This is a genomic window from uncultured Marivita sp. (genome assembly GCF_947488135.1).
In the GTDB taxonomy this organism is placed as follows: domain Bacteria; phylum Pseudomonadota; class Alphaproteobacteria; order Rhodobacterales; family Rhodobacteraceae; genus Marivita.
Map to the genome: position 1 here is coordinate 187,235 of NZ_CANKYW010000005.1, position 25,569 is coordinate 212,803.

Annotated in this window: 25 protein-coding genes, 4 pseudogenes and 1 other annotated feature; of the genes and pseudogenes, 7 read left to right on the forward strand and 22 right to left on the reverse strand. The window is 63.2% G+C overall.

Annotation, left to right across the window (positions count from 1 at the left end; translation table 11 throughout):
• Positions 1-608 precede the first annotated feature (608 nt).
• The gene (locus Q1B16_RS15105; RefSeq protein ID WP_299790480.1) at positions 609-848 is read left to right on the forward strand and encodes a hypothetical protein; all 240 of its coding nucleotides are present in this window, start codon (positions 609-611) and stop codon (positions 846-848) included.
• On the opposite strand, the gene Q1B16_RS15110 is transcribed toward Q1B16_RS15105, so the two are convergent.
• Positions 849-2,083 (reverse strand): IS3 family transposase gene (locus tag Q1B16_RS15110; RefSeq protein WP_299790483.1). Its coding sequence is split into 2 segments (ribosomal slippage): positions 849-1,783 and positions 1,783-2,083, totalling 1,236 coding nucleotides; the frame shifts between segments, so codons are not numbered across the junction.
• Positions 1,680-1,796, reverse strand: a sequence feature (AL1L pseudoknot). Its footprint overlaps the gene before it by 117 nt.
• Before the next feature lie 16 nt (positions 2,084-2,099).
• Between Q1B16_RS15110 and dctP the strand changes: the two genes are divergently transcribed.
• The 4 genes from dctP (at position 2,100) to Q1B16_RS15130 (ending at position 6,257) form a co-directional block, all read left to right on the forward strand.
• The gene (gene dctP, locus Q1B16_RS15115; RefSeq protein WP_299790486.1) at positions 2,100-2,951 is read left to right on the forward strand and encodes a TRAP transporter substrate-binding protein DctP; all 852 of its coding nucleotides are present in this window, start codon (positions 2,100-2,102) and stop codon (positions 2,949-2,951) included.
• A gap of 61 nt (positions 2,952-3,012) precedes the next feature.
• Positions 3,013-3,558, forward strand: coding sequence for a TRAP transporter small permease subunit (locus Q1B16_RS15120; RefSeq protein WP_299790489.1), 546 nt, complete (start codon positions 3,013-3,015; stop codon positions 3,556-3,558).
• Positions 3,555-4,853 carry a TRAP transporter large permease gene (locus tag Q1B16_RS15125; protein WP_299790492.1) on the forward strand — a complete coding sequence of 433 codons (1,299 nt, stop codon included), beginning with the start codon at positions 3,555-3,557 and terminating at the stop codon, positions 4,851-4,853. Before Q1B16_RS15120 ends, Q1B16_RS15125 begins: the two co-directional genes overlap by 4 nt.
• A gap of 3 nt (positions 4,854-4,856) precedes the next feature.
• Complete coding sequence (locus Q1B16_RS15130; protein ID WP_299790495.1) at positions 4,857-6,257, forward strand: DUF4038 domain-containing protein; 1,401 nt, start codon at positions 4,857-4,859, stop codon at positions 6,255-6,257.
• 41 nt (positions 6,258-6,298) lie between these two features.
• Here the strand turns inward: Q1B16_RS15130 and Q1B16_RS15135 are convergent, their stop codons facing one another.
• Together Q1B16_RS15135 and Q1B16_RS15140 are read right to left on the reverse strand one after the other, a co-directional pair.
• The gene (locus Q1B16_RS15135) at positions 6,299-6,793 is read right to left on the reverse strand and encodes an aldo/keto reductase (protein WP_299790498.1); all 495 of its coding nucleotides are present in this window, start codon (positions 6,791-6,793) and stop codon (positions 6,299-6,301) included.
• Positions 6,700-8,057 (reverse strand): annotated as a pseudogene (locus Q1B16_RS15140) (ISKra4 family transposase). Before Q1B16_RS15140 ends, Q1B16_RS15135 begins: the two are co-directional and overlap by 94 nt.
• Before the next feature lie 171 nt (positions 8,058-8,228).
• Here Q1B16_RS15140 and Q1B16_RS15145 point away from each other — a divergent pair.
• The gene (locus Q1B16_RS15145; protein ID WP_299790501.1) at positions 8,229-8,549 is read left to right on the forward strand and encodes a hypothetical protein; all 321 of its coding nucleotides are present in this window, start codon (positions 8,229-8,231) and stop codon (positions 8,547-8,549) included.
• 37 nt (positions 8,550-8,586) lie between these two features.
• Here Q1B16_RS15145 and Q1B16_RS15150 read toward each other — a convergent pair.
• Both Q1B16_RS15150 and Q1B16_RS15155 read right to left on the reverse strand, forming a co-directional pair.
• Positions 8,587-9,038, reverse strand: a pseudogene (locus Q1B16_RS15150) (integrase core domain-containing protein); the annotation flags it as partial.
• Positions 9,039-9,499: 461 nt separating this feature from the next.
• Positions 9,500-9,640 (reverse strand): annotated as a pseudogene (locus tag Q1B16_RS15155) (integrase core domain-containing protein); the annotation flags it as partial.
• 144 nt (positions 9,641-9,784) lie between these two features.
• On the opposite strand from Q1B16_RS15155, the pseudogene Q1B16_RS15160 reads away from it, so the two are divergent.
• Positions 9,785-9,937: pseudogene (locus Q1B16_RS15160) on the forward strand (IS110 family transposase); the annotation flags it as partial.
• A gap of 12 nt (positions 9,938-9,949) precedes the next feature.
• Here Q1B16_RS15160 and Q1B16_RS15165 read toward each other — a convergent pair.
• From Q1B16_RS15165 to Q1B16_RS15245, 17 genes are read right to left on the reverse strand one after another with little or no spacing between them, the layout of a single operon-like run.
• Positions 9,950-10,312 (reverse strand): Rid family hydrolase, encoded by a 363-nt coding sequence (locus Q1B16_RS15165; RefSeq protein ID WP_299790504.1) that lies wholly within the window; start codon positions 10,310-10,312, stop codon positions 9,950-9,952.
• A complete protein-coding gene (locus tag Q1B16_RS15170; RefSeq protein ID WP_299790507.1) occupies positions 10,305-11,066 on the reverse strand; it encodes an MBL fold metallo-hydrolase in 762 nt (253 codons plus the stop codon). Before Q1B16_RS15170 ends, Q1B16_RS15165 begins: the two co-directional genes overlap by 8 nt.
• Complete coding sequence (locus tag Q1B16_RS15175; protein WP_299790510.1) at positions 11,063-12,490, reverse strand: amidohydrolase family protein; 1,428 nt, start codon at positions 12,488-12,490, stop codon at positions 11,063-11,065. Before Q1B16_RS15175 ends, Q1B16_RS15170 begins: the two co-directional genes overlap by 4 nt.
• Positions 12,491-12,492: 2 nt before the next feature.
• On the reverse strand, positions 12,493-13,224 hold the full coding sequence (locus tag Q1B16_RS15180) for an amidohydrolase family protein (RefSeq protein WP_299790513.1): 732 nt from the start codon (positions 13,222-13,224) through the stop codon (positions 12,493-12,495).
• 22 nt (positions 13,225-13,246) lie between these two features.
• Entirely contained in the window at positions 13,247-14,224 is a 978-nt protein-coding gene (locus Q1B16_RS15185) for an ABC transporter ATP-binding protein (protein ID WP_299790516.1), read from the reverse strand.
• Positions 14,221-15,192, reverse strand: a complete 972-nt coding sequence (locus Q1B16_RS15190; protein ID WP_299790519.1) for an ABC transporter ATP-binding protein — start codon at positions 15,190-15,192, stop codon at positions 14,221-14,223. Before Q1B16_RS15190 ends, Q1B16_RS15185 begins: the two co-directional genes overlap by 4 nt.
• On the reverse strand, positions 15,189-16,199 hold the full coding sequence (locus tag Q1B16_RS15195; RefSeq protein ID WP_299790522.1) for an ABC transporter permease: 1,011 nt from the start codon (positions 16,197-16,199) through the stop codon (positions 15,189-15,191). The genes Q1B16_RS15190 and Q1B16_RS15195 overlap by 4 nt, the downstream gene beginning before the upstream one ends.
• A complete protein-coding gene (locus Q1B16_RS15200) occupies positions 16,199-17,038 on the reverse strand; it encodes an ABC transporter permease (protein WP_299790525.1) in 840 nt (279 codons plus the stop codon). The genes Q1B16_RS15195 and Q1B16_RS15200 overlap by 1 nt, the downstream gene beginning before the upstream one ends.
• A gap of 56 nt (positions 17,039-17,094) precedes the next feature.
• Positions 17,095-18,678, reverse strand: coding sequence for an ABC transporter substrate-binding protein (locus Q1B16_RS15205; RefSeq protein ID WP_299790528.1), 1,584 nt, complete (start codon positions 18,676-18,678; stop codon positions 17,095-17,097).
• 38 nt (positions 18,679-18,716) lie between these two features.
• Positions 18,717-19,118 carry an oxalurate catabolism protein HpxZ gene (hpxZ, locus tag Q1B16_RS15210; protein ID WP_299790542.1) on the reverse strand — a complete coding sequence of 134 codons (402 nt, stop codon included), beginning with the start codon at positions 19,116-19,118 and terminating at the stop codon, positions 18,717-18,719.
• A complete protein-coding gene (locus tag Q1B16_RS15215; protein ID WP_299790545.1) occupies positions 19,111-20,457 on the reverse strand; it encodes an AtzE family amidohydrolase in 1,347 nt (448 codons plus the stop codon). Before Q1B16_RS15215 ends, hpxZ begins: the two co-directional genes overlap by 8 nt.
• Positions 20,454-20,675: an AtzG-like protein gene (locus tag Q1B16_RS15220; RefSeq protein ID WP_299790547.1), complete on the reverse strand. Its 222-nt coding sequence runs from the start codon at positions 20,673-20,675 to the stop codon at positions 20,454-20,456. The genes Q1B16_RS15215 and Q1B16_RS15220 overlap by 4 nt, the downstream gene beginning before the upstream one ends.
• A complete protein-coding gene (locus Q1B16_RS15225; protein ID WP_299790549.1) occupies positions 20,672-22,423 on the reverse strand; it encodes a gamma-glutamyltransferase in 1,752 nt (583 codons plus the stop codon). Before Q1B16_RS15225 ends, Q1B16_RS15220 begins: the two co-directional genes overlap by 4 nt.
• Positions 22,423-23,142: an SDR family oxidoreductase gene (locus Q1B16_RS15230; RefSeq protein ID WP_299790551.1), complete on the reverse strand. Its 720-nt coding sequence runs from the start codon at positions 23,140-23,142 to the stop codon at positions 22,423-22,425. Before Q1B16_RS15230 ends, Q1B16_RS15225 begins: the two co-directional genes overlap by 1 nt.
• Complete coding sequence (locus Q1B16_RS15235; RefSeq protein WP_299790553.1) at positions 23,139-24,149, reverse strand: transketolase C-terminal domain-containing protein; 1,011 nt, start codon at positions 24,147-24,149, stop codon at positions 23,139-23,141. The genes Q1B16_RS15230 and Q1B16_RS15235 overlap by 4 nt, the downstream gene beginning before the upstream one ends.
• Entirely contained in the window at positions 24,146-25,114 is a 969-nt protein-coding gene (locus tag Q1B16_RS15240; RefSeq protein WP_299790555.1) for a thiamine pyrophosphate-dependent dehydrogenase E1 component subunit alpha, read from the reverse strand. Before Q1B16_RS15240 ends, Q1B16_RS15235 begins: the two co-directional genes overlap by 4 nt.
• Positions 25,111-25,548, reverse strand: a complete 438-nt coding sequence (locus Q1B16_RS15245) for a VOC family protein (protein WP_299790557.1) — start codon at positions 25,546-25,548, stop codon at positions 25,111-25,113. The genes Q1B16_RS15240 and Q1B16_RS15245 overlap by 4 nt, the downstream gene beginning before the upstream one ends.
• Positions 25,549-25,569 lie beyond the last annotated feature (21 nt).

Below are 25,569 nucleotides of genomic sequence, written 5' to 3' on the forward strand. Positions count from 1 at the left end.
ACAGAAGCGCGGCCTGCATTTTCTGGGTCGCTCCGGCATTCGAAGCCGTTCAGTCGATCTATCTGGGCAGGACCTTCGAATTCACAGACGCGATCATGAGCGACGGGTGTCACCAAGAGCCGCAGCCTGTTTCCAGGCTGCCCGACGATGTGAGCCGGCTTGAGCGGCTGCCGGACTGTATCGCAGGCTGTTCAGGCCCCGTGGAGTTATGGAGATCGGCAGCTGCGCGAACTTGCTCGATAACTCGCTCTATGCATTGCGCCATCTTGTTCAACATTTTGAAATCAATTCGGTCGATCCCCCACCGCGCGTCGGTAACGTGACAGCGTCCGGTACGCTGGAAATGGCTGACCAGTCGGGCCGCGGACCAGGTGTGGCGCGCCTAGGTCGCAAATACCGCATCGTCGAAAGTCGACCCGCGCTTCGTCTAGCGATTCTTCGGTCTCAACTCCCCAGTCCATTGTCGTAGGCACCTAGCCATACAACGCACATCATTCTGTGTTCCACTCAATGGAACAATGTTCCGAAAGTGTTGACAGGTCTTTCACCGTGTGACGTACTGAGTTCCAGTCAACGCCAAAAGAAGGCGAACCAATGGGAGGAAGAAAATGACGAAGACAGCACTTTCGGTTGCGTTCGTTGCGGGTGCGGTTCTTGCAACGGCAGCATCGGCGCAGTCCGCCGAAGAACCGATGGAATTGACGTTTCACACAATCATGGTTGCCGAGGATCCGATCGCGCAATGCGCACGGACCGTGCTCGCCCCCGAAATCGAGTCCCGTTCCGGGGGCGCCATGACCGTCACCGTGAACCGCCCCGGGTTTACCGGAGAGTTTGTGGTTCAATAGTTATGCCGCTTTCTCACCGGCGCTCAAGTCTGCGAAGAATGCCTCCTCTTTCTCTTGTGGCGTGACATATCCGATGGCGCTGTGCAGGCGTTCGGAATTGTACCAGTCGACCCATTTCAGCGTCTCCCACTCGAGCTGGTTCACTGACTTCCAGGGTCCGAGGAAGTTGATTACTTCGGTCTTGAACAGGCCGATGATGCTTTCGGCGAGGGCGTTGTCATAAGAATCTCCGACGCTGCCGACAGACGTGTCTATGCCGGCTTCGGCCAGCCGCTCGGTGTACTTGATCGACAGGTATTGGCTGCCGCGATCGCTGTGATGGATCAGCTTGTCTGCCTCGGACGGTGCCCGCTGACAGATCGCCTGGTTCAGGGCATCCAGCACGAAACCGGTGGTCATCGAGGTAGAGACGCGCCAGCCGACGATCCTGCGAGCGAAGACGTCGATGACGAAGGCGACGTAAACCATACCCTGCCAGCTTGAGACATATGTGAAATCCGACACCCAGAGCTGGTTCGGAAGCTTGGCTACGAAAGCCCGGTTCACCTTGTCGTCGGGGCACGGCTGGGCCGTATCGGGATTAGTGGTGACCACCTTCTTGCCCCTGACAACGCCTTGTATTTGCAAGACCTGCATCAATCGTTCCACCGTACAGCGGGCGATGTCGCGCCCTTCCCGGCGCAGGACATGCCAGACCTTGCGGGCGCCATAGCGGCCCCGGCTGGCCTCAAAGACGCGCTTGATGGCATCTTTGTCCGACAGGTCGCGCTTTGCCCGTGCCGAAGCCCGATCCGGATCACGCTCGACAGCTTTATGCGCATAGAAGGTCGAAGGTGCGATCCCCAGAACCCGGCAGATCGGCCCGACACCGAAGACCCCTCCATGATCATCGATAAACGCAATCATCGCTTGAACGGGCGGTCGAGCTCCGCCGCGGCGAAATATGCGCTGGCTTTCTTCAGGATCTCATTGGCAGTCCGAAGCTCACGGTTCTCCCGCTCCAAATCCTTGATCCTGTCCTTCTCCGCGCTCGTCAGCCCGGCCCGCTGTCCGGCGTCGCGTTCGGCCTGCTGGCACCAGGCGCGCAGACTGTCCGGCGAACAGCCAAGCTTCGGTGCAATCGCCCGGTAGGCTGCCGTATCGCTGGTGTCATCTGCACGGTTCTCTCGAAACAGCCGAACACCGCGTTCGCGTAGTTCAGCCGGATAGGCGGGCGTGAATCGTCTCTTCGTCATAGGGCTCATCCTTTGAGTGTTTTACTCTCCGGTAAACCCGGGGCGGTTCACCGTTTACGACAGTGCCCAGCTATTTCCGCAGGGATCGAACAGCGATGCGCTTGCGCAGGGTCAGATCGACCTCGAAGTCACTGCGGTCTCCACGCATGAGGACATGATCCCTTACGCTAGCATGTTTACCTCGGCCTATATCTTCGAAAGCGTGGATCACGCCCAGAGATTCTGGTCGAGCCCCGAAGGTCAGAGGGTCATGGACGATGTCGCGGAAGCGACGAACATTCGTCCGCTGTCGGGAATGATGTTCTACGGAACGCGGCAGCTTTCGCTGACCGATGCCGTCGACCAAGAGGTCCGCACACCGGAGGATCTGGAAGGCGTAAAGTTGCGCATGGCGAACTTTCCCTCGTGGATCGCGCTGGGCCGTGCGCTTGGGGCGGACCCGACACCTGTCGCGTTCAACGAGACCTATCTGGCGTTGCAGTCGGGCGTTGTCGACGGTCAGGACAACGGACTGACCGTGAGCCGTGCGATGGGCTTTCACGAGCAGACCTCGCAGCTCGTCCTGACCGATCATCTGATCTGGAACTTGCACTTCGCGATCAACGAGGACCGGTGGCAGTCGCTCAGCGACGAGCAAAAGGGCTGGGTTCAGGGGGCGGCGGATGCGGCGCATGCCTGCGTGACGGACAGGATCCTGCAAGGCGAGGAGGAGCTGATCGAGACCTACCGGTCCGAAGGCGTCACTATCGTGGAGCCCGACAAGGACGCCTTCATCGAGCATGCCCGCGCTTTCTACGAAACCGAGCCTCTCGCTCAGCGGTGGGATCGTGAACTGTACGACCGCGTCGTGGAAATGGCCGACGAATGAGGATCACTGTGCGGGAGATGCGCTCAGCGCTCTCCCGTCCTCATTGCTCAGGGTGCCTTCAATGACCTTCTTGTCACTCCCTCGCGCAAGGTCGGCGGGCCGACTTCTGCTCGACATCGTCGAGTACCACTTGCCGGCAGCAATGATGATCACACTCGTTGCGGTCTTCCTGCTTCAGATTACGTTTCGCTACTTTTTTACGCCCCTGATCTGGCCTGATGAGCTCCTGGGATTTCTGTTTCTCTGGATCGTCCTCTTCGCGGTCGGATATGCAGAGCGCAATCACGGTCTGATCCGGTTCAGCGTCCTGCGGGACGCGTCGCCGCCACGCGTGCGGAGGCTGATGGACATTGTCGGTCACGCGATCCTGCTCGGCGCCTTCGTCGCACTTATCGTGCCGACACTGAATTACCTGGTCTTCGTCGACCGCAGGATGAACCCGGTGCTTCCAATGCGTATGAGCTGGGCCTACGCGCCCTTCATGGTGTTTCTTTTGTCTCTTGTCGTCCGTTTCGGCTGGCGGCTGCGTGACGACATCGTTGGCCTGATCCGGGGGACACCCCCTACGGACGACGCCGCGGACCGATTTGCGGAGGGCGACCTGTGAGCCTTGAACTGATAGTGTTCTTCGGCGTCTTCATCCTGTGCTTCATGATTGGGCAGCCCATCGCGCTCGGCATGATTGCGTCTTCGATCCTCTACTTCGCGATCGCACCTGGACCAGCCACGCCCATCTCTATGGCGGCCAGCCAGTTCGTCAGCCAGATGCACGTAAAGTTCGTCCTTATCGCCGTACCGTTGTTCATTTTCGCTGCCAAACTAATGAATGACGGCGGGATTACTGACCTAATCTTCCGCTGGGCGTCGACGATCGTCGGCCGCTTCAAGGGCGGTCTCGGCCATGTAAACGTAATGGCATCGCTCATCTTCTCTGGCATGTCCGGCGCCGCGACGGCCGATGCCGCTGGGCTTGGGATGATGGAGATCAAGGCGATGCGGAAGGCCGGCTACGACGACGGCTTCGCTTGCGCAATCACCGCCGCATCGGCGACGATCGGGCCCATTTTTCCACCGTCGATCCCGATGATCCTCTATGCCACGCTTTCGGGGGCAAGCGTGGGGGCGCTGTTTCTCGGCGGTATTATACCCGGCGTGCTACTCGCCCTGTTCCTTATGGCTTATGTCGCCCTTGTTGCACAACGACGCGACTATCCGCGTGAGCACATTCGGATGAACGTTGGTGCATGGGCGCTTCTGACTCTGCGCGCGGCGCCCGCTCTCGTGACACCTGCGATCCTACTAATCGGCATCTATACGGGCATCTTTACGCCGACCGAAGGCGGTGCCATCGCCGCTGGCTGGGCGCTTATCGTTGGCATGCTGATCTACCGGACCTTGGGACTGAGGCAGCTCTGGAGCGTCGCGGCGGACGCTGCGACGACCACAGCGATCATCGGCGTCAAGGTCGGAGCCGCCTTCGCCTTCTCGTTTGTGATTTCGTACGAACAGCTCGCGGTTGCGCTTTCGGGCTGGATCCTCGACGTATCGACCACGCGCTGGATACTTTTACTCGTAATCAACCTGGTTTTCTTGCTGCTCGGCATGTTCGTCGACACCATTGTCATGTTGATCGTGTTCGTCCCGCTCGTCATTCCGCTGGCGCGCGATCTCGGACTTGACCCGACCCATTTCGGTGTAGTGCTGGTGCTCAACATGATGATCGGGCTCTCGACGCCGCCGATGGGTGGGCTCTTGTTCATTACGTCGGCCGTCTCCGGAGTTCCGATCCACCGGATCATGCGGGAGATCCTTCCAATGGTCGCGGTAATGATCGTGGTGCTTCTGATCATCACGTTCATTCCCGAGATCGTTCTGTTCATTCCTTCGCTCGCGGGGTTCTGACCTATGCCACATCCGCTTTCACTATCTGTCTCGCCATGCGGACACTGGTTCCGCGACGGCAACGACAAGCCGTTTTTTCTTCTGGGAGACACTGCTTGGGTCCTGTTCGGAAAACTTCGCGAAGAGGAAATCGAGCGCTACTTTGAGAATCGCGCCACCAAGGGCTTCAATGCCATTCAGGCCTGTGTCTTCCGTGACCTCCACGATTCCAATACGCCGAACGCCTACGGCGACCGCCCGTTCGCCAGCGACGCCGACATGAAGGCGGTGAGGCTCAATCCGAAATGGATGGACTTCGTTCGCCGGATGGTGAAACGCGCCGAGGCGCACGGGCTGATCGTCTCGCTCCTGCCCACTTGGGGCGACAAGTGGAACCGGCATTCCAACTCTGCGGGGCCCGTCATCATGGACGCCCGGTCGGGCCGGGACTACTGCCGGTACCTGTCGGACGCGCTCAGCGACTGCCCGAACCTCGTCTGGGTCTTGGGCGGCGACAGCCCGATCCTCGAGCAGGCACACGCCGACACGATCCGCGCCATGGCCGAGGGCTTGCGCGCCGGTGCGTCCGGAAATCGGCCGATCACCTTCTACCCGCGCGGCCTCGAAACCTCCGCGATCTTTCATTCCGAGCCCTGGCTCGACTTCAATGCTTTGCAGAGCAGCCACTACAAACCAAACGTTCCTGGATACCTACACGTCGAACGCTTCTTTCGGACCTCGCCCGCAAAGCCCATCGTCGACATGGAGCCCAACTACGAAGCCGCTGGAATGTTCGTAATGGGCGAGCGCAACGACCGGCACTGCTTTTCGAGCAAGCATCTCGAATGGCTTCCGCGTTTCTCCGCGTGGGACGTGCGCAAAGCGTTCTGGCGAACCGCTCTCGCGGGTGCGGCCGGGTTCACCTACGGTCACGAAGCCATCCGGCAGGTCCATCGCAAGGGCGACCGGGTGCATGCATGGGACGACGAGACCAGCGAGGTGTGGTCCGACTGCCTTGACGCGCCGGGCGCCCGTCAAGTGGCCTGGGCGGCGGCGTGGCTGACGACGCTCGACCGCGAGGCGTTGCGACCCGCGCAGGAGCTGTTTCTGCCTCTGAATTCCGAGGGCGCCTGGCCCGACCGGCTCAATGTAGGGATTCCTTTCGCCGGGCAAAGAAACGATGATCCGGCTGTTCGAGTATCCGTGGCCAAGAGCGAGCAAGGCAATTGGATCGTCGCGCACACGCCGGTGCGCGCAATTGTGACGCTGGATACTTCGGCGATTCCCGGCAACCAGCTGGAAGTCGTGATTGTAGATCCCGAAACCTGTACCGAAACGAGGCGGTTCCGGCAGGAAAATGCGGGGCAGGTAAGGATTGCGCCTGATCGCGATCTGGATTCGGTGATTCTCGTTCTGGCAGCTTGAGATCGCGGGAGGGCCTTCCGCAGAACCACAACCGACTTGCGCTAACCTTGCAGAAAATGTGCTCGGTAAGCGCCTTGTCGCTCGAGCATCCAACCCGGATACTCGTTCGGAAGACGTGACACCTTGTCGAGTTCTCCAAGGTCGCAGGTAGACAGCGGCACAGCGGCCGCGCCGATGTTGTCCAGTAACTGCTCGGGCCGCGTTGCACCGAGGATTGCGCTGGTGACGGTAGGCTGGTGCAGAAGCCAGGAAATCGCCACCCGTGCGACGGTGCACCCCTTGTTGGATGCGATCATGCGCATTCTGTCGATCACATCGTAGGCCCGGTCTTTGTCGACCGGTGGGAAATCGAACTCGGCTCGTCTTCCATCTGCGGTTCGTCCCTCGCGATCGAACTTTCCCGAAAGAAAATCACCCGCGGGGAGTGGGCAAAAACTGGGGGTCAGGCAGCCTCCCTGCGGTATGCGCTGGTCAACCTTCCATCGAGAACGGCAGCTCGTACGATAGCGACGCTGTGCGCGCCCTTGAGTGACCATGTCATGCGTCGTCGTTTTCCCATGCGTGTGTTCCGATGTCGTCCACGCAGCCTCCTGCACGAGACGAAGAGATTGGAAGACAATTGCGATATCGCCGCACATAGTCGGTGAGGCTATCCATATTGTCTGCCAGATAGGTGTAGAGTTCCCGGCAACGCGCTTGTACACGCGCAGCCGCGTCGCGCACTTCGGGGTCATCTTTGCAAAGCCGCTCGCAATCGGTGATCGGCCACTGAAGGCTCGTGGTGCCCACTCGAACCTTTCCATGCCAAAGATACCATCGTGACCGCTCTGCGGGGCGTTCGAACAACACAGGTATGCTTGAAAAACTCTTGGTCTGCAGTAGTCCCCTTACGGCGTTCTCGACATGTTTGACCTGCATCGAGATGTGCCACCAATCGAAGATATGACGAACTGGCCCGCCGACGGCGTAGCGCAGGAGATTGGGCAATGCGGGTTCTCCATCCGAAAGCACGGTAACTGGGCTCTCACCGTCCCAGCCAGTGTCTTGAAGGTCTTGCCGTACTTGCCTCGATGGAGATTGAGCCGCTTGCTGTACAAGCCCGAAACGACGGAACATTTGCGCGCTCTCGATCTTACCCACCACAACATCGAGATGCCGCTTCTGGTATTCCGGTCTGCTCCGAATATGCGCACCGTCCAGAAAGAATGTCACCGGAGCTGCGGTCTTTTCTGCTGACGAGACAACCGGTTCCGCATACTCGCTATCGCTGATTTCCCTGGCAGTTTTGCCGAGGCGATTACGTACCGAGGTTTTCGCCTGCTTGGCGCATGGCAGAAAAATCTCTATGATACGCGCTGCTTCCCGAAACGAATGTCGCGCTCTGAGTTCAGCTTGAAGGCGTCGCAATTCAGGTGTTGATCGGTCCGGGAAGAAACGGGCAAGGGGAGAGAGTGGTCCACCCAGTGTGACCTCAGACTTGGCGTTGCAGGCGCAACGGCGAATGCGTGGCGTCTTGACGTGAAACCGACCGAACAAAGTGTCCAGAAACTTGGGTCGATAGTCATGGATGGCCCTGACGTTGTTGCAGTCAGGACAGACCCTACTCGCCTCAGAGATCTCCTCGATCTGGTCAAGGAGGATCGCTTGCTGCAATTGCCAAAGCAAGGATTTCGCATCTTCGAGCAGCAGCCCGAAGCCCTCGGGCTGAGTACTTCGAAATGGGCGGGAAAGGCGTCCGAGGCGCCGCGTCTTCGTGGTTCCGTTCTCAAATGTCGTCTCGACGATGATCCGCACATCCATGGCAATTCCTCAACTGTGAAACCGCCATCATAGACAAAGACCCCCAGTTTTTGCCCACTCCCGCAGTGCTTGACAGTCGACTAACCGGCGCTTACCAGAGAGCAGCCGCATAACCCCCAAGTTTTGCCCACTCCCCACGCCGACGCAATCGCCTTTCTGATGGATTGTCCGATGGACGTTTTCGCTGCTGCCGCTCTCGACCGGCTCGACCATTTGGAGCGCCCGCTAGATGGGGACCCGGGCCTCGCCAACGCGCGTTTCAGAACCGTTCGGACGGGACCGCAAGAAACCCTCCCCAATGATTGGGCGACGCCGCTATGGTTTGCAGCGGTTAACGGCAGGGCCGGCGTCATTAGCTACCTTCTGAACAGCGGAGCCGATCGAGCTGTCTCCGACCCCGAAGGGAAGTCGATTGCTGAGCATGCGCGAGATCAGGGCCGCGCCGAGATTGCCGATCTGCTCGAGGCGAATAAAAGCGGGGAGGGACGATAATGGCCCGCCCTATCCGCTTATCAGAATCTGGGCGGCCCTAGGTGTTCAGTCCCGGCATCTGGTGGATCGGATTTAGGATGAATCGATCTGGTTCTGATGTCCAGATTTTGCAGATGTATTCATATGGGGTGAGCCCGCTGAGCGTCTTCAATCTGCGGGCAAAGTTGTAGGCATCGAGGAAGTCGGCGAGATGGCTGCTCAACTGCTCGTGGCTGTCGTAGTGGTAGCGTTTCACCGTCGCATCCTTGATGGTGCGGTTCATGCGCTCGACCTGGCCGTTAGTCCATGGATGGTTCGGTTTGGTCAGACGATGCTCGATACTGTTGGCATCGCAGATCATGTCGAACCGCATCTGCCGTGAATATGCAGTATTCCGGTTGCGGGGCTGCTCGGCGAACTGGATGCCGTTGTCAGTGAGGATCGTGTGAATGCGAATTTGCTGGTCCGGTCAATACCAACGAAGAGGTAGAGCTTGCCCTCTTCGGTCCTATCGATCCTCTGCACGGGGGTCGCGCTTCTGGTCTATTTTCGGCTGGTACGCACACTCGGGTCCATGGGAGTCGCAAGCCAGAGCTATCTGCGAGCAGGCATCGGTGTCATTCTCGGCCTCGTGTTCCTAGGCGAAACATTCACTCTCCCAGTCGCGGCCGGGCTTTGCGCCGCAATTGCAGGGGTCGCTTTGATCAACTGGCCCCAAAAAAAAGAAAGCTGCATCATAACACTTCGGCCGTCTTCGAAGCATTAATGCCAGAAAGGGCGGTAGTTTGCGACACGGCGATAACCGGAGGACTGCACCATGTGCCGTATCCTGCTCGCACTGTTACGTTGAACCTGCCATCTCGGGCATGTAGACAGCGACTGTCTGCATCGCTCGAACCCAACGCATGATGTCATCACACCTGAAAGCTTTGGGCACTGACAAAGAGCCTCGGGTCAGCCGCTCGCCGGGCCAGGAAGTAGCTTTCCGAGAGAACACGGTTCTTCATGGTCTGATGCCAGCGCTCGATCTTGCCCTGCGTCTGAGGATGGTGTGGCGCACCGCGCACATGATCCATGCCTTTGCCTTCGAGATACTCGGCAAGATCGACCGCGGAGCCGTAGCACCTCGGGAAGGTGCGCTTGTTTGAGGTTATAGCCACGCGCGCAGCCCCCAAATAGCGCAGTGGGTGGCCATAACCGGGTCTCAGGTCGCAACAGTAGTTTTTGCACAAGCTTCACCGCTGAGGAGACCGGCTATGACCGCCACCGATACTACCGCCTCGACCTTGTTGGTCGCCATCGACATTTCCAAGCACCGCCTTGAGGTGTTGATCGGCGTCCCCGGCAAGAAGCGCCGCCGTCGCATGACGATTACCAACACGCTCGACGACTTCCAGCGCTTGAGTGGCGCTTGGTGTCATCTAGGCGACAGCGCAGCGCGCGATGCAACTCACGGCGACGGAAAAGGAGGGGTCGACCATCGGCGTCTGGACTGCCACCCGTGCAGGGGGCGCGGCGCCGTTGAGCCAGTAGGTCCAGACGTCGTTAAACCGGGGCATCAACGCCAGATCGACAATGTGAACGGTGACATGCAGAAGAGCCCCGCGATGGCTTTCGACACGGGCGAGCAGGACATCGGCGGCGGCGAGCGCCGCGCGCGCCTCATGCTCGAAGCTCGGATGGGGGCCGGGTGCGCCGATCTGGCCCGCAAGCCAGGCGATGCCGTTCGCGATCGTGGCCTGTGACATCAGGGGGCCGGGGTCGATACGGGCAAGGTCACTCATCGGGGATCTCCGTCGCCGGGATCGCGCCGCCATGAGCGCACAGAAGCGTTGCGCCGGTTTTGCGCGCCCGGCGGATGAATGCCCGGCGAGTGGCGACGGCGGCCTCGCAATCCATGTCCCATATGCTGGCAATTTCCGGGCGCCAGAGCTGGAGCGGAGCGAGATGCAGGATATCGCCCACGGCGAGCAGATCCGACTCTTCGAAAGCCCAGGCCGTGTGTCCCGGAGTATGGCCGACAGCGTCGATTGCCCGTGCAGCGCCGACGAGATCTTCGGGGCTGACCGGATCGACGCGATCACCATAGGGATGCAGGGCGCGCCTGGCGTCCTCCGCGATCTGGCCCATTTCGGGCGGAACATGGGGGCCGAACCAGAAGGCCCGCTCGGCCTCGGGTAAGGCCACCCGCGCGGCAGGAAAGGCAGCGGATTCCTCGGAATCCAGAAGCCCGCCGCAATGATCTCCATGAAGATGGGTCAGATAGATGCGCGTAATATCGCCCGCGTTGATCCCGGCGGCGTTCAGCGCGGTGTGCACGCCGCCAAAGCCCGCACCCATCATGGCGCCGCCGCCGGTATCGACCAGCGACCAGCCGCGCGCGTCTTGGATGGCGAAGGCCCATACGGGGATATCGAAATGGGACGGAAAGGGCGCGCCGATCAGGGCTGTGGCCTCTTCTGGCTGGGAGGCGAGTGCGGGAAACAGGCTCTGTTCCATTGCAAAACCGCCATCATGAAGGGGAATGACAATGCTCATGATGTGCCGCCGTAATGGCGGATCGTGGCGGCGCGAGCGCGAGCGATCCAGTCTCCCGGCGGGGAAGCTGCCCGCGCGGCGCGGGCCTGTGCTGCAAGCTCGCGGCGGGCGGCAGACAGGTCGAGGCCGGTCAGCTCTCCATCCCGCACGATCTCGCATCCGCCGGAGACGACGCGGGCAACCGTATGTCGCGTGGAGCGGCCAAGCGCGAGGGCTGCAAGGGTCGCCGCGCTGTCCTCGACCCGGTCATGGGCCAGCCGATCCAGCGACAGCGCGACCATATCGGCAGGCGCGCCGTGGACGAGACCGGGGGCATCCTTGCCATCGAGCGCTCGGGCACCGGTGGCGAAGGCGGCGCGAAGGATTGCCCGCTGTTGCAGGCCGCCTCCGTCCACACCGCGTGGCCCGAGCAGCGTCTGCGCCAATCGCAGCTCACGCCAGATATCGGCATCGTCGTCGAGTGCCAGTCCGTCGAGACCAATGCCGAGGGTGAGGCCGCTCTGAGCCATCAGCGCGCCATCGACCTGCCCCGAGCGCAGACGCATGTTTGACGAGGTGTTGAGCGCGAGGACCGCGCCGGCATCTGCCAGCGCCACCATCTCGCGCGCGGTCAGGTGAACCCCGTGGGCGATTGTCAATCGGTCGCAGAGCACGCCGGCGGCGGTAAGGAAAGCATCGGCACCGCCGGGCTCTTCGGTGTCGAGCCAGTGGCGCTGGGGCAGAGTTTCGAGTAGATGTGTATGCACCCGCCGTCCGTCTTCCGCAGCTGCCGCGCCCACCATCGCCCAGCCCTCGCGCGAAAGCCACTGGGGGCCGGGGGGACCATATTGCGTGACGGTGCCGGAGCCGTCGATAGCAATGGCGATCTCGCGAACCAAGGCGATCTGTTCGGCCACCGGCGGCATCGCATGGGTGGTCTCGACGGCGGCGCGCTCATCTCCAGTCAGCGGGGCCAAAGCGGCGGCGCCTCCATCATAGCCTGCGAGGTTGCGGTCGATGATCGGCACTACAAAACCCAGCCGCAGCCCCACATCCCGCGCCGCCTGCGCCACCTCGCGGGCCTCGGCGACAAGGTCTTTCCCCTGCGGCAGATGGTTGTGGATCACGGTTGAGATCCCCGACAGCGCCATCTCGCCGAAGGCCACCACATGAGACAGGTAGACATCGACGCCGGGCGCGCGGCGCAGATCCCAGAGCCAGGGTTCGAGCGGGGCGTCGGAGGCGCCATAGGCCAGCGGCGACAAACCGCGCCCATGGTCATGGGCGTTTATCAGACCCGGAAACCAAAGCAGATCACCCGACGCCGCGCCGTCTTCCACCGACGATATGTGACCCTGTTTCACTACGATCCGCCCGCCCGAGGCGGGCAGCCCCTCCCAAGGACGGGGCCAGATCGCGGCGGCATCAAAGGTCGCTTGCGCCACGGTCAGAGGCCCAAGAGCTTTGCGAAGTTGCCACCCTCGACCATCTTGCGGTGCTCCGGATCGCTGATCGCCTTGGAGATCTTCATCCGCTCCAGCTCGAAATCACTGCCCGGCCAGTCGGTGCCCATGATGATCTTTTCGGGACCAAGACCCTTGTAGGCCATCTGCACCTCTATGAGCTGGGTCGACGAGGTCTCCAGATAGATATTCGGCGTGCGCTTGGCCACGAGAATCGCCTCGCTCACGTTCCAGACCGTGCCCATATGCGCGATGAGTGTCGGCACTTCCGGATAGTGCTTGGCAATCTCCTCGATGCCGAGCGGATGAATGAACGCATCGTCGAGCGCATTGAAAAGCACGATGATCCCCCGCTCGTGGCAGGCCTCGAAGACCGGGTCGAGCAACCCATGATCAACGACGTGATAGCCGTGCATCACCGGGTGCAACTTCAGCCCCTTGAACCCATGAGCATCATGGTCACGGCGGATCTGGTCGGCGGCGTCGATGTCGCGGGCGTTGACCTGGGTGAAGGGGATGATCCGGTCGGGGTATTTCTGGCCCACGCTGGCGGTATAATCGTTGTCGATCATCTGGCCCAGCGAGCAGCCCACGGCCATGTCGACCCCCGCATGGTCCATGTCGCGCAGCATCATTTCCACCGAATAGGTATTGGCGGTGAGGTAGTCGGAGTTCTGCTGGGCGGTCCAGATATTGTTGTAGGCGTCGATGATCATTGGGTGCTCCGGTCTGTTTCGGTCAATCGGTGTTCAGCGGGTGGTGACAGGCGACAAGGCCGCCTGCGGGATGGGGATGCAGCGCCGGGGGCGTCTCGCGACATGAGGCGCTGGCATGGCCGCATCGGGGCGCAAAGGGGCAGCCTCTTGGCGGATCCATGAGGCTCGGAAGCTCCACCGCGCCCGTCTGCGCCGCCGCCTCCAGCGTCGCGCGCGCGGCGGCAACGGAGGGCGGCGGCATGCTGTCGTTGAGCAGGGCGGTATAGGGGTGGGCGGGGCTGCGGGAGAGCCGCGCCGCAGGGCCGATCTCCACCAGCCGCCCGAAATACATCACACCGATGCGGTCCGCGATGGCCGAGACAAGGCCGAGATCATGGGAGATGAACACCATGGTCAGCCCGCGTTCGGCCTTGAGGTCGAGCAGTAGATTGACCACCTGCGCCTGCACCGACACGTCAAGCGCGCTCACCGGCTCGTCGGCGACGACAAGATCGGGGCCTGTCGCAAGCGCGCGGGCGATTGCGATGCGCTGGCGCTGCCCGCCGGAAAAGGCGCGCGGCAGGCGCGGATAGGCGTCCGCGCCCAGACCCACCTGGGACAAAAGCTCCTCGGCTCGCGCCCGACGCTCGGCGCGCGGGATGCCGACATGGGCCAGAACCTCGCTCAGCGTGCGACCAACGGTCTTTTGCGGGTTGAGCGAGGAATAGGGATCCTGAAAGATCATCTGCATCCGACTGCGCATCTGCGCCAGCTCGCGGCGCCCCAGCCCGATGATTTCGGTCCCGTCAAAGTGGATCGCGCCCTCCGCCGGTATCAGGCGAAGCATGGCGCGGCCCAGTGTCGTCTTGCCCGAGCCGCTTTCGCCCACGATGGCCAGAAGCTCGCCGCGCTGCACCTCCAGATTGGTGGGCGCAAGACCCAGAACGCCGCGCGCGCCGAGGCCACCGCCAAGTGGGTAGCGCACGGTGAGGTTTTCGATTTGCACGAGCGGCCCGGTCATGCGTCGTCCAGCGGATGAAAACAGGCCCGGCGCCGCGTCCCGTGCGGCTCAAGCGAGGGCAGGGCAGCTCGGCATTGATTCGACGCGCGCGCGCAGCGCGGCGCATAGGCGCAGCTCTCGCCCACATCGCCAGAATGCGGCGGACGACCGGGGATCGTCGCGAGCCGCCCTCCGGCATCGAGCGCCACCGAGGCTGCCGTGATCATGTCGCCGCTATAGGGATGATGCGGCGCATCGAAGAATTCGGCCACCGGCGCGGCCTCGACGATCCGGCCCGCATACATCACCAGCACCTGATCGGCGAGCGCGGCAACCACGCCGAGGTCATGGGTGATCAGGATCAACCCCATGTCACGGCGCGCGACGATGGATTTTAGCAAGGCGAGGATCTGCCCCTGCACGGTCACGTCGAGCGCGGTTGTCGGTTCGTCGGCGATGAGCAGTGCCGGATCACAGGCAAGGCCAAGCGCGATCATCGCACGCTGCCGCTGACCGCCCGACATCTCATGCGGATAAAGCCCCGCGCGGCGGGCAGGCTCGGGCATGCCGACCTCGCCCAGAAGCTCGATTGCATGGGCGCGCGCGGCGCGCCAGTCTCGCGCCTTGTGCACGACCATGGCCTCGGCGATCTGGTCGCCGATGGTCTCGCAGGGGTTGAGCGCGGCGGCGGCATCCTGAAACACCATCGCGATGCCTTGCCCGCGCAAGCTGCGCAGTGCCCGGCTGTTTAGCGACAGCACGTCCATGCCATCGAACCGGACCTCGCCCGAGAACGCGCCCTGCGGCCCCTCGTTGAGGCGCGCCAGCGCCATGGCGGCGGTGGATTTGCCAGAGCCGCTCTCGCCCACGATGGCCGTGATCTCGCCGCGCCGCACGTCGAAATCGACTGCGCGCAGCGCCGTGACCCGCTGGGCACCGGAGCCAAGCTCGGCCGTCAGCCCGCGCACGGAGAGCAGCGGCGCGCTCATCGCCCGCCCCGGCGCAGGCGCGGATCGGCCCAGCGGTAGGACAGGTCCGTTGCGAGGTTGATCAGCACGTAAAACGCGGCGATCACGATGGCGCCGCCCTGGGCCACCGCATAGTCGCGATTGAGCACCGCATCGACGGTCATCCGCCCGATGCCGGGATAGCCAAAGACCACCTCGGCAATCACCGATCCCCCCAGCATCGCGCCGAATTGCACCCCGATTACCGTCAGGATCCCCAGCGCAACATTGCGCAGTATATGCCGGAAGAAGACCCGCGGGCCCGGCACGCCCTTCATCCGGGCGGTGCGTATGTAGTCGGTCTTGGCCGTCTCGATCACGCCCACGCGGGTCAGACGCATCAGCACGCCCGAAGTGGTCAGCCCCACGGTGAGCGCGGGCAGCGTGACATGCTTGAGCCATGGCACGACAAGATCGAAGCGCCCCAGGATGATCGCGTCGATCAGAACGAAATTCGTCACCGCCTCGTAATCGACCGAGGAGGGCAGCCGTCCGAAGGCGGGAAACCACCCGAGCCAGAGTACAAAGACGATGATGAGCACGATCCCGAACCAGAACCATGGCAGCGAGAAGAGCAGGACAGAGACCGTGCGCAACAGCCCGTCGGCCAGCGTTCCTGGAAAGGCCCCGGCCAAAAGGCCCATGCCGATCCCCGCAATCGTCATTACCACCAGGGAGGCCACCGCAAGCTCGATCGTCACCGGCAAGGTTTCGCCCACCATGGAGCTCACATCCTTGCCGGTCAGAAAGGAGCGCCCGAGATCGAAGCGGACAAGCTCGCCGAGGAAAATCCCGTATTGCTCCCATATCGACTTGTCGAGGCCCAAATCGGCGATCAACTGCTCCTTGAGCCCCGCCGTGGTGAATTGCGAGCCCAGAAGCTCGATGGAGGAGCCGGGCAGGGCGCGGAGCGCGAGAAACACGAGCGTTGCCACGAAAAACAGTGTGACGGGCAGGAAAATCAGCCTGCGAAAGACCTCGCCGCCCATCAGCCGCCCTCCCGCTCATTGAGCTGATCGCCGCAGAAGGAGATGGCCAGAACGAATATCGCGATGACGAGGCCGGGCAGGATGGTCTGTTCCGGCGCGATGAAGATCAACTCCTGCCCCTCCTTGACCATGTATCCCAGATCGGGTTCGGGCGGGCGCGCGCCCATGCCGAGATAGGACAGCGCCGCGGCGGTCAGCGCGGCCACGGCCACCACGGAGGTGGCCTGCACCAGAAGCGGGCGCAGGATATTGGGTGCGACCTCGCTCACCATCACATGCAGCATGCCAAAGCCCGAGGCCCGCGCCGCCATAACGTAATCACGCACCACCTCGCCCGCGGCCAGCGCACGGGTCAGCCGGGCAAAGATCGGGATCTGGCTGATGGCGACGGCCAGCATGAGATTGAATGTCGAGGCTCCGAGCGCCACGAGAACGAGGATCGCCGCGAGGATCAGCGGAAAGGACATCAGAATATCGACCGCGCGCATGATCATCCAGTCGAGCCAGCCACCCATGACGCCGGAAATCAGCCCCACAGCACCGCCGACAGCGACCGCCAGCGCCACGGCACCCACAGATACGAACATCATCGGTCCCAGCCCATGCAGGATCCGGCTAAATTGATCGCGACCGAAGCCATCGGTGCCAAACGGATGACCGGGCGAAAACGGCGCCAACATTGGCGAGCCGACATTCTTGATCGGGTCATAAGGCGCAATGAGCGGCGCCGCGATAGCGGCAAAAATCAAGAGCCCGACTACGAGCCACGGCAACAGCCGCAGCGCACCCGTCAGGGTGGGCAGGCGAAAGCGGTGCTGGTCGGCGCGGGTTGTGGGCATGATCAACCTGTGAAAGAGGATGCCGCGGGCCGAGTTTCAACCCGCGGCTGGGGCCATTAGTTGGCAGGCGCGGCATTCTCAAGGAATGTCCGGTAGGTGCCGAGGGCATTGGCATTCACCCCTTGGATGTCGTCCGACACGGCCACAGGCAGGAAGGTATTCACCAGCGCCGCAACCGGCATCATCTGCTCGGCCATGAAGGTGTTCAACTCGACATATAGGCGGCCCCGCGCCTCCGGATCGCTCTCCGCGTTGGCCGCCGCGATCCGCGCATCAAGCTCTGCCTGCTCAGGCAGGCTCGTCTGGGCCGTGATCTCCTGCGCCGCACTGGTCGAGGAGCCATAGAGCGGCGAAAAGCGACCGTCGGGATCAGGGAAGAAGGCCGAGCGCTGCACGAATGCAAGCTCGTGCGCCGTCTTGTCGAAAAGCTGCGCGTTGAATGTGCCGGTGTCGAGATATTCGACCGTGACAACAAAGCCCGCCTCGTTGAGACTTCGCTCAACCACTTGACCCAGACGCGGCCAGAAGCCTTGGTTTTCCGAAATCAGCGTTAGCTCCGTGCCGACCGCACCCGCCTCCTCAAGAAGCGCGCGCGCGGCTTCGGTATCCGAGCGGCTCAGTTCCATATGCTCTGGCGCGTAGCCCTGCTCGGCGGCGGGGGTGATATAGCCCGGCATCTCGGCCTTGCCGAAGAACACCTCGTCGATGATTGCCTGCCGATCCACCGCAAGGCTCACTGCGCGGCGCACATTGATATTGGACAGCGCCTCCACCTCGACATTCATCGCAAGCGTGAGCGAAATGAACGCCGCCGATTGCTCGATGCGAATGCCGGGCATTGCCTCGAGGCGGTCGACATTGGAATGCGGGATAAGGTTCGTCACATCCAGATCGCCACTGGCCAGCGAGGTCATCTGCGCGACCGGCTCGGGGATGACCTGCATAACCACCCGCTCGATGGCGGGCTTGCCGCCGTAGAAATTGTCGAATGCCTCTAGAACGGCGCGCTCGTTTGGCGTGACGCTGCTGATCTTGTAAGGGCCGCAGGAGACGAAATTGAGGCCTATCTCTTTGCCGTGCTGTTCTAGTGCGGTGGGCGATATGATGATCATGTCGGGTCGAGTGAGACGACCGAGGATTGCTGCATCCGGAGCGTTGAGCATAATGCGGAAGGTCATGTCGTCGGGCGTGTCGAAGCCTTTGACATTCGCGCCGCCGAGGTTGTCGGCGGCAAAGGATGCATCGGGGCGCGTCGGATCGGTCTCGTCGAACATTCGGTCGAATGTGCGCTTGACCGCCGCCGCGTCGATGGGTGTGTCGTCGTGGAAGGTGAGGCCTGGACGGATGGTGAAATCATAGACCGTGCCATCATCGGAAATCGTCCAGCTTTCGGCCACGGCGGGCTGCGGCAATGGATTGTCGAAATCCATATGAGTGAGGCCACGGGCGACCGTGTCCATCACATGCACCGTATCGCCGAAGCCGACCCAGGTGTGCGGCTCGAAATTGCCCACGAGGCCGGGAAGGGCGAAGACGAGCGTTTTCCCGTCCTGCGCAAAGGCAGGTAGCGACAGGGTGCTGGCAACGGTCGTGCCGCCCATGAGGGCCGCAAACTGGCGGCGGGTGATCGAAGTATTCATTTCGTTTCCTCTCTGTTTTGTGATTGTTTTTCTTCTTGTTATACGGTTTCGCCCAAAAGGCTGACATGGGCCGAGACGATGCGCCAACCCTCAGGCGTGCGCAGCAGCGTCTTGGTCTCGCGCCCCGGCTGGGCATGGCCGGGGCGTTGGTATTCGGCATTGGCCGTGGCGAAATCGGTACCATAGGTCGTGATCACAATGTTCATCAGCGTCCGGGTAAAGGCGCCTGTGGTCCGCGCCCGGCGAAAGGCGCTGATCTCCTCCCAGCCATAGAGATTCTCGCCCACGCCATAGCGGGTGGTCTGGGGCGCGTTGAGGAAAAGCTCCTCCATCACCGGCACGTCATTGCCGGTCAGCGCCGCCTCGTAGCGCTCGAACACTGCGCGCACTTCTGCGACCACTTCCGGGAGATTTATGGGAAGGGGGGTGGCGTCAGACATGGCTCGCCTCCTCTGGCGCAGTGTGAAATCCTGCCGCTTCCAATTTAGCAGCGCTGGCCAGCAACGTCGCCTCCGCGTGCGGTGCGGCAATAAGCTGAACCCCGACAGGCAGACCACTCAACTCGCCCCGCCGCGCCAGCACGATGATCGGCACGCCGGTCAGCGTCAGCGCCTGGGTAAACATGCCGATGCCGAGCCGGATGGGCAGGGCGCTGCCCGCGACCTCATGGGTATCGGTGCCGACCGGAAAGGCGGGGCAGGGAGTTGCCGGGGCGATGAGAATGTCGGCCTGCGCGTGCAGATCCGCCAACTCGACAGAGACCATGCGGCGCAGCTTCTGCGCGCGGGTGGTCCAGATTGCGGGGCTCATGGCGCCGGCGGTGAGGCGGTGGCGCACGAGGGGGCCGTAGCCCTCGGGCCGTGCGGCGAGGCGTGCAAGGTGGGTCTGGCCACCCTCGGAGGTGGTGAGAATGAAACTAGCCGCGCGCGCTTCTTCGGCATGGCGCAGCTCGAGCGTCTCCCGCACATCGAGCGCCGTGCAGGCGGCCTCCATCGCGGTGGCGACATCCTCTTGCAGCGGCGCGGCGAACCAACCACCGAGGCGGGCGACGCGCGGGGCGGCAAGCTCAGCTTGTGGGACGCGAGCGGCGATGGGGTCTGCCGGGTCCGGCTGGTCCATCGCGGCAAAGGCACGGGCGGCATCGGACACATTTGCGGCAAAGATGCCCACATGGTCAAGACTCGGAACGAAAGGAAAGACACCGTTGCGTGAAAGCCTGCCATAGCTGGGCTTGAACCCGATTGCGCCGGACAACGCCGCAGGCACTCGGGCCGAGCCATTGGTATCCGTGCCGAGCGCAAGGGGCACGGCACCGGATGCCACAAGCGCGGCGGATCCCGACGAAGAGCCGCCGGGCGACAGCCTGCGGTCGCGGGGATTGAGCGTATCGCCGTCATGGGCGTTTTCGCCGGAAAAGCCATAGGCGAACTCATCCATATTCGTCGTCGCCACCAGCACCGCGCCCGCCGCTTCGAGAGCGCGGATCACGAAGGCATCCTCGCGCGCGGGGGCGTCGCCATCGGTCGCGGCGCTGCCCGCGCGTGTGGTCTGCCCGGCCACATCGAAGATGTTTTTCACCGCAAATGGCACGCCCGCGAGCGGGCCATTGGTTTCGCCCTGCGCGTCCATCCGGGCGGCGCGTGTGCGGGCGCGGTCGGCAAGCAAGGCCGTCACCGCGTTGCAGCGATCCGCCGCGCAGGCGTCGAGTGCGCGATTGACGCTTTCGGAAATGCTCATGCGCCCTGCGCGCACCGCCTCGGAGATGGCGGCGGCACTCATGGCGCGGGCTCCGCGCGAAAGACCGGCGCAGGCTCCTCCAAGTCGATCTGGGGGATATCGGCCAGCAGTGCGGCAAAGCCCGCCGAACGTTCGAGGTTCATCGCGATCTCCGCCACATCATCCTCGCCCAAGCGCAAACCGATGGCAGGTGCCGTGGCACGCACCAGCGCCTCCGCCTCAAAGCCCTCGGGGGCGGCGAGAAATGTCCGCACGCTCATCGGCCCACCGCATAGGTGATGCGCCGGGGATCGGCGGCGGCGATCAGCCGGGGGCGTCCCCCCTCGGCAAGAATGCGCGTTCCCGCGATGGAGACCCCACCGGCATCGAACTCGAAGGCGGGCCATTGGTGGAGCACATGGCCGCGCGCCGCGAGATCAGCCAGCACCGCCTCGGGAAACCGCGCCTCGAGCGCCATGCGCTTGGGAAAGGTCGGATGCGGATAGAACGAGCCGGGATGCGAGAAGCTCGCGACGCGCGGCGCCTCGACCGCCTGTTGCGGGGTCATGCCGTAGCAGATCATGTCGACCACGCTTTGCACCATCGCCTGCACTATCATATCGCCGCCGGGACAGCCCACGGCCATCGCCTCGCCCGTGGCCGGGTTGGCGATGATGGCGGGGGCGGGGGTGAGCCGGGGGCGTTTTCCGGGGGCAATCGCGGCCGGGTGCGCCGGGTCGAGACGGCTCTGCACGCCGCGCGGCGAGACGAAATAACCAAGGCCGGGCGCAATAGGCGCGCCGTCAATCGTGTCGCTGGGCATCGACGAAAAGATATTTCCGGCGGCATCTGCGGCGGCGATATAGGTTGTGTCGCAACGCGTGGTGCCGCCTGCGGGGGCGGTGCCGGCGCCGACGAGCACCCTGGACGCGTCGATCTCGTCGCGCAGCGCGCCCAGACGCGCCGGATCGAGCAGCGCCTCGATCTGCGTCTCGGCAAAAGTGGGATCGGCATAGTGCCGCTCACGCTCGGCAAAGCCCTGTTTCATCGCCTCGCACATCAGGTGCAGATGATCCGCCGAGCCGCGCGCCAGCTCCTCCAGCGGCAGACCGTCGAGGATGCCAAGCGCCTGAAGCATGACCGGGCCCTGACCCACGATGCCGGGCGTGGACACCTGCCAGCCGCGAAACTCGACGCCGGGCGCAATGCCAACGTCTGGCCGGTAATTCGCGAGATCATCCGTGGTCAGCCAGCCGCCGGTCTCGCGGTGAAAGCTGATCAGCTCTTGCGCCAATTCGCCCTCATAGAACAGAGCCCGCGCAGCGGCGATACCCTCCTCGCGGGAACCCGCGTCGCAGGCCGCCAGCCGCTCCAGCGTGCGGCTCAGATCGGCCTGCACCAGCATCTCGCCGGGCAGCGGCGCGCGGCCCTCGGGCCAGTAGATCGCCTTTGAGGAGGGATAGGCCGCAAAGCCGTTGCCCAGCAATTCCAGCGCCTTCGCCGAGCGCTGGTCGAGCACGATCCCGTTTTGCGCCGCATCGATGGCGGGGGCCACCGCCTCGGTAAAGCGCATCGTGCCGAAGCGCGACAGCGCCGTGCACCAGACATCGAACGCGGCGGGCACCACACCGGGCGGTGATCCCAGTGGCATGTCTCCGTCGTGGCGCTCGAGGAAAGCCTCGAGCGTAACCTCCGCGCCCCAGGGGCCGACGCCGTCGAGCACATGCACGCGCGCGTCTCCGGCCATGCGGATCAGCGTGGGCGCCACGCCGCCGAGGTTGCACATATCGACCTGGACCACGTTGGACAAAAGCCCGCCGACCACACCGGCATCAATCGCTGTCCCGCCCTGTGCCATCACCTCGGCCATCACCTGTGCCACCACGGGATGCCCGGCAGAGACGGTAAAATCACGGCCTACAATCGTTGGCCGCATGGATTCCGGCTCGGGAAAGACCGCAGGCGTCGGTGAGCCCGCGTTGCGCATGCCGCCGGTCTGGTCGGCGCCGGGTTTTGCGGTGTCTGCCATCAGAGAAGGTATCCTGCATCTACGGGTATCGTTGTGCCGGTCACTGCCGAGAACTCGGGCGAGCAGAGCGCCATGCAGACCCGCGCCACCTCACCCGGCTGCACGAGGCGCTGCGCCGCGCCGGTATGGGCGAAGCTCTTCCAGACCTCGGCCTCGTCATCGCCGCCCGCCTTCGCGATGTCGCGGGCCACGGCGCGCAGCATCGGCGTGTCGACATTGCCCGGCGCCACGGCGTTTACCCTTATTTGATGGGGCGTCAGCTCGGCGGCCATGGATTGCACCAGCGCGATCAGCCCGGCCTTTGAGGCAGAATATGCCGACGCCATCGCCTCGCCGCGCACGCCCGCCGCCGAGGAGATGAGAATAATCGCGCCGCCCTTGCCCTCGGTGATCATCGGCCCGGTGAAAGCCGCACAGACATGGGCCGCACCATCGAGATTGACCGCCATGATCCGCCGCCAAACGGCGGGATCGGTCCGGGCGATGGGCATGGTGGCCACGATACCGGCGGCATAGATCACCGCGTCGACCGGGCCGGTCCTTTCTGCTAGCGCGGTGCAAGCCTCGGGGTTGGTAACATCGAGAATGTGGCTCTCTGCCCCGCCTGGTGCCTCGGTGAGATCGGCGGCGATTACATGCCAGCCAGCGCCCGCCATGAGGCCCACACAGGCCTGCCCGATACCGCCCGCCGCGCCGATGATGAGAACCCGCTCGCTCATGCACCGTTGGCCATCTTGCGCAGGCGCTCGACGATCATCTCTTTTCCGGGAACGACCGCCTTTTCAAGCGTCAATGCTGCCGGGATCGGCACATCCGGAACCGCCAGCCGCTCCACCTGTTTCAACGTGCCGTGGCCTATGGTGTCGAGCACCCGCAGGGTCAGTTCCGCGCTTAGCCCGAAGCTCTGGTAATCCTCGTCCACCACCAACAGTCGCCCGGTCTTTTCCGCAGAGCGCGCCACAGTATCACTGTCGAGCGGCACCACCGAGCGCAGGTCGACCACCTCTACCGACAGACCTTCGCCCGCAAGCTTCGCCGCCGCCGCAAGTGCGTGTTCAACCGTGGCGCTGAGCGTGGCCAGCGTCACGTCGGAGCCTTCGCGTACCACCGCCGCCTCGCCAATCGGCACGGTATAGGCCTCTTCCGGCACCTCGGCCCCATGGGCAAAATCGCGGCATTTGCGCAGTAATAGTGCCTTATGTTCGATAAACACCACCGGATCGTCACTGCGCAGCGCGGCGGCCATCAGCCCCTTGTGATCATGGGGCGAGCAGGGCGCCACCACCTTCAGCCCCGGCAGATGCGCGAAGAGGCCCCAGAGACATTGCGAATGCTGCGCCGCGGAGCCGATGCAGCCGCCAGCGGTCTTGAAGACAATCGGCATCTTCTGCCGTCCACCGGACATATAGGGGATCTTGCCCGCGGCGTTATAAACCTGTTCGAGACAGACCCCGATGAAATCGACGAACATGATCTCGATCAGCGGGCGCATTCCGGCCTGCGCCAGCCCGACGCCCATGCCGGTAAAGGCCATCTCGGCAATGGGTGCATCCACCACGCGGCCCTTGCCAAACCGCTCCTGAAGCCCGCGCGTGGCGCCGAAAACGCCGCCCGCGCGGCCAATATCCTCGCCGATGGCCAAAATGGTCTCGTCGCGCGCCATCTCCTGACCGATGGCCTCGGAGATGATCATCGGAAGCGGCAGCGCCGTGCGATCCTGGGTCATGCCGCGCCCTCACCTGCGAAAACATAATCAAGCGCGCCCGAGGCGTCGGGCATCGGCATCTCCAGCACTTCGGCAAGGATCGCTTTCATCTCCGCTGTCGCGGCCTTGCGGATCGCGTCCATCTCCTCGGCGGCGGCCTCGCCCATCTTGGCCTCGTAGATCAGGAGCGGGTCGCGCTCCTTGCGTTGGCGATTGCGCTCGGCGCGGTCGCGGTAATGCTCAGGATCGCCCTCGAAATGGCCGCGAAAGCGGAAACATGTCGCTTCGATGAGGACTGGACCGTGACCGGCGCGCGCGTGGTCCATCGCTTCGGCAAAGGCCGGGGCGACGATGTCGGGGTCGGTCCCCTCCACACGCAGGCTCTTGGCGCCATAGGCCGAGGCGCGCTCGGCCACGGTTTCGGTGGGCGAGACCTCCCCGAAATCGACCGAGATCGCCAGAGTGTTGTTCTCGACCAACACGACAAGCGGAAGTTTTGCGGCGCCCGCCATCACCATTGTTTCGTGAAAGCCGCCGGTATGCGATCCGCCATCGCCCGAGACGCCCACGGCAACCGCGTCATCGCCGCGCAGACGGAAAGCATGGGCATAGCCAAGCGCCACGGGCAGCGAAGCGCCGACGATGCCGGTGGCCGAAAAGTTCGTCTTCGGGTCAAACGGATGCATATGCCCGCCGTGCCCCCGGCACAGCCCGGCCTCGCGCTCGCAGATTTCGGCCATCAGCGCCTTGGGCTCCACCCCCTTGGCCAGCCCGTGAAAATGATTGCGATGGGTGGAGACGACCGCATCGGCGGCGCGCAGACTCTCGGCCATGCCTGCGCCCACGGCCTCCTGGCCGATGCCGATATGCAGCTCGCCATGGATCGCCTTGCGCTTCAGCGCCTCGAGGCAGGCCTCGTCGAAAGCGCGCATTTCGCACATGCGGCGATAGCGCGTGGTCTGGGCATTGCTCAATGTCGGGCTCACTCGAAAAGCTCCTCTAGTTCGACAACGAGATCGCCGGGCGCACGTATATAGGCGGAGCGGCCCTCGTTGAATGTGGTGATCTCGCCAACGGAGCTTGCGCCCCCCTGCGTCGCGCACTTCATGGCGGTGGCGAGGTCAGGCACGATGAAGGAAATATGGGCAGAGGGCAGGCGCGCGTCGGCGACTAGTGATGCGGTTCTGTTGGCGCAGGAAATCAGCTCGATCCGCTGGCCGCTCGCCGGATCCGTGAGCTGCATCAGCCGCGTTGCGACCTGCTCCGATCCGGTCATCCGTGCAAACTCGGCGGCAATCTCCACCGGGCCGAAAGCGGGCAAAAAGCCGAAAACGGTGACTAGAAATCCGGCGGCAGCATCGAGATCCCGAACCATGAGCGAGGTGTGATCGAGCCGTGCATTGGCGATACGGTCGCTCATAAAGCCTCATCCCCCGACGGA